3 protein-coding genes are annotated in these 3,711 nt (G+C 74.7%); all 3 read right to left on the bottom strand.

Translation table 11 applies throughout. From position 1 onward, the window contains the following. Positions 1-24: 24 nt before the first annotated feature. The 3 genes from ACFUEL_RS36830 to ACFUEL_RS36820 all read right to left on the bottom strand — a co-directional run bounded on the left by ACFUEL_RS36830 (position 25) and on the right by ACFUEL_RS36820 (position 3,519). Complete coding sequence (locus ACFUEL_RS36830; protein WP_380242115.1) at positions 25-654, bottom strand: DUF4230 domain-containing protein; 630 nt, start codon at positions 652-654, stop codon at positions 25-27. Between the two features lie 90 nt (positions 655-744). Then, positions 745-2,589, bottom strand: a complete 1,845-nt coding sequence (locus ACFUEL_RS36825) for an AAA family ATPase (protein WP_380242114.1) — start codon at positions 2,587-2,589, stop codon at positions 745-747. Between the two features lie 306 nt (positions 2,590-2,895). After that, a complete protein-coding gene (locus ACFUEL_RS36820) occupies positions 2,896-3,519 on the bottom strand; it encodes a uridine kinase (protein WP_380242111.1) in 624 nt (207 codons plus the stop codon). Positions 3,520-3,711 lie beyond the last annotated feature (192 nt).

The following is a 3,711-nucleotide window of genomic DNA, read 5'->3' as shown; positions in this document are numbered from 1 at the left end:
GCCCCGGCCCTCGCGGCCGTCCGGTCAGGCCACGGTGACCGTGACCTGGGTGAAGCCCAGCGAGGTCAGCAGACCCGTGAGCATCGTCTTGGTGTTGCTCTCCGCGGTCGCCGTCAGTTCGGTGTCCTTCGCCGCCTTGTCGATCTTCTCGACGGCGAGCATCTCCACCTTGTGCTGGTCCTCCGCGGTGCTGTCCGAGAACAGGTCGCCGAGCCGGTCGAACAGGCCGCGCTCGTGCGAGTACATGTAGGAGCGCTTGACGTCCAGCGCCGCCCCGGCGAGCTGCGCGTGCGGGACGGTGATGGTCGCCGTCCGCCGGTCCTCGGAGACCTTCACCGAGTCCGCCCCGAGCCTGCCGAGGTCCACGTACGCCTCGACGCTGCCCGCGCCCACGTACAGGCTGCGGGTGCCCAGGATCGCCGAGGGCAGGAACTTGGCCTCGTTGGCGAGGTCCACGATGACCTGGAAGTCGCCGGTGGCCGCGTTGTAACGGCTCATGTTCTGGATGGACTTGAGCACGACCGGCTGGCTGCGGTCGACGGTCTTCTCGGCGAAGGGGTTGGGCACCCCGGGCAGCCAGCCCAGGTTCGCCATCCCCAGGAACAGTGCCAGGATCACGGCCAGCGTGACCGGCAGGGAGACGTACCAGGGCACCTGCCGGCGCCCGGCCGTCCGCTCGTCCGTCCGCGCCCCTCGGCGCCGGGACGTCCTCCGGCCGCTGCGGCCGGGTCCTGCGCAGGCCCTTCATCGGCGGCCGTCGATCAGCTCCCCGTACGCCTGCAGCAGGTCCGGCAGGCGCAGGGTGGCCAGGTCCTCCCGGGAGGGCGTGCCGCGCAGTGCCGACAGCCGCAGGTCCCGGTAGGCGCAGGACTTCTCGTACAGGGTGCGCACGAAGCGGCCGTTGCCGAGCTGGTCGATCCAGCCCTCGGTGACCACGTGCCCGCAGATCGAGGAGAGTTCCTCGGCCGCGTCCACGTCCCAGCCGTCGCCGTCGGCCCGCGCCAACTCCAGGCCGATGTCGGCCAGTTCGGCGGGCCGGTAGGAGGGGAAGTCGACCCGGGTGGTGAAGCGGGAGTTCAGGCCCGGGTTCGTTGCCAGTAGTCGATTCATGCCGTCCGGGTACCCCGCGAGGATGACGACCAATCTGTCCCGATTGTCCTCGGCCCGCTTCAGCAGCACCTGCAGCGCCTCGTCGCCGTACGCGTCGCCCTTGCTGTAGCCGGAGTTGGCCAGCGAGTACGCCTCGTCTATGAACAGCACGCCGTCCAGCGCCGAGTCGATCAGCTCGTTCGCCTTCACCGCCGTCTGACCCAGGAACTCGCCCACCAGGTCGGCCCGTTGGGCCTCCACCAAGTGGTCGCCGGAGAGCAGCCCGAGGGCGTGGAAGACCCGGCCGAGGATGCGCGCCACGGTGGTCTTGCCGGTGCCGGACGGGCCGGAGAACACGAAGTGCCGCTTGGGCGGCTGCACCGGCAGGCCGCGGTCCGCGCGCAGCCGGGCCATCCGCAGCTGCGCCGACAGCGCCCGCACCTGGCGCTTGACCGGGTCCAGCCCGACCATCGCCTCCAACTCGGCCAGCGCCTGGTCCAGTTCCAGCCGGGCGGCCGGCGCCGGGTTCGGGCCCGAGGGCGGCACGGCCTGCGCGGCCGGCCAGCCACCCGACCGCGGCGACAGCGCCGAGGAGCCGCCGGCCCGCTCGGCCAGCTGCGCCCGGCCCGGCTCGGCCGGGGCCGGCTCCTCCCCGGCGTAGGGCTCCTCGGCGCAGGCGTCCTCGCTGACCCCGCCGGAGCCGCCGCGGAACTCCACCGGCTCCAGCTCCTCCAGGGTGCCCAGCGGCGCCGCCGCGCCCCGGTACTCGCCGAACGCCTCGCCGTCCAGCAGCCCGTCCTCGGCGGCGATCGCCGCGAGCCGCTGCTCGGTGTCCATGAACGCCGGGTCGGCCCGGTGCACCGCCCGGTACAGCGGCAGCGCCGCCGCGCTGCGCCCGGCGCCCTCGTAGGCGCGGGCCAGCCAGTAGCGCAGCTCCTTGCGCTGCGGCTGCTCGGAGCGGCAGCGGGTCAGCGAGGCCGCCAGCGGGCGCTGGGCCTGCGCGCACATGTCGAGCCGGACGCGGGCCATGCCGGCGAACAGGCCGGCCTCGATGCCCAGCACCGGGTCGTCCAGCAGGCGGTCGGTGTCCCGGATCAGCTGTTCCCAGTCCTTGAGCAGGTAGGAGCGGCAGGCGTGCAGGAAGCGCACCGCGGGCTCCTGCTCGGGCGGCGGACACTCCGTCAGCGCCTGCTCCAGCTCGGCCAGGTGGCGGCCGTCCAGCCAGTGCGAGGCGTGCGCCAGGGCGAGGTCCTGCGGGGTCTCCAGCGCGGGCTGCACCCACCAGCCCAGCCAGTACCAGGAGCTCAGCGGGCGGCGGTGGCGCTCGCGCTGCTCGCCGAAGCGGTCCCGGTGCCGGTGCATCGCCAGCAGGGCGCCCGCGGTGTCGCTGCGCAGCGCGTGCAGGCCGAGCCAGGCGTCGGCCATGCCGGGGTCGACGTAGACCGCGGCGCGGAACTCCTCCTCGGCGCGGGCGTACGAGCCGGCCGTGTAGGCGTCCATGGCACGCGACCAGGCGCGGTCGGCGTCCGGATCCGGACCCGCCGCGGCGGGACCCTTCCCGCCGGAACTCTCCACCGTCACTGACGCCCCCCGCCAGACCTCGGGGCGCTCCTCTGCGCGCCTGCGTGGCATGGTACCGGCGCGGCGCTGATCCGTAAGGGTGCCGCGCGGCCCGAATGGCGCGAGACGATCGCTCGGCGGGGGGCGCGGGGGAGTGCAGGACGGCGCCTCCGGCTCACGGGGGAACAAGCCGGAGACGCCGTGTCTGTGGTTGCGGATTCAACTGATTTCCGCGACACGCAGAACTTAAATCCTGCTGATGTCGCAGGTCAAGAGGGGTCTACGCGAATCACTCAGGGTGCTCCGGAGGATTCGCCCGGTGACCCCGTCGACCCGCAGGTCCGCGTACGGACGGCTCGGATCGGCGGCGAAGTGCGCATGCTCCGCACGCGACCAACCCGCCCAGAACTCGGCCAGTTCCGGCCCGTCCCGCAACTCCCCGCGGGCCCGCGCCGCGGCCTGGTCCAGCTCCATCCACAGCAGCGCCGCCAGGTGCGGCCGCACCGACCGCCGGCCCGCGCCCACCCCCTCCAGCAGCACCACCGGCGCCACCGGCACCTCCCGGACGGCGCCGAACTCCCGGGCCGTCCAGTCGTACACCGCGTGCCGGGCCGCGACCCCGCGGGCCAGCGGCTCCAGCACCTGCTTGCGCAGCCGCCCCGTCCAGCCGAACGGCTCCCGGTGGGTGGCCAGGTCGTCCAGGTGCACCACCGGGGCGCCGCCGAGCGCGGCCGACAGCCGCCCGGCGAAGGTGGTCTTGCCGGAGCCCGCGTGCCCGTCCACCGCGACCAGCCGCACCGGGCCCAGCGAGGGCGGCAGCGCGAGCAGGCCCGCGGCCGGCGCGGACAGGTCGGGGGAGTCGGCGTCCATCCGGCCAGGGTACGGGGCCGGGGCCGTGGCCCTCACGGGTGTTCCCGGAGGGCACCGCGTGCGGCGCCCTCGCCAGGACGTCGGACCGCCCGGGGCGGTCCGGCCTCTCGGGTGCGCGCGGGCTCAGGCCGCGCGGGGGGGGGCGCGCGGCGCGGGGCCGACCCCGCGCCCCCCGCGGGGGGGCCCGGACGG

This window comes from Kitasatospora sp. NPDC057198 (assembly GCF_042670125.1).
GTDB lineage: Bacteria > Actinomycetota > Actinomycetes > Streptomycetales > Streptomycetaceae > Kitasatospora.
This window is presented reverse-complemented; position numbering and strand designations above follow the sequence as displayed.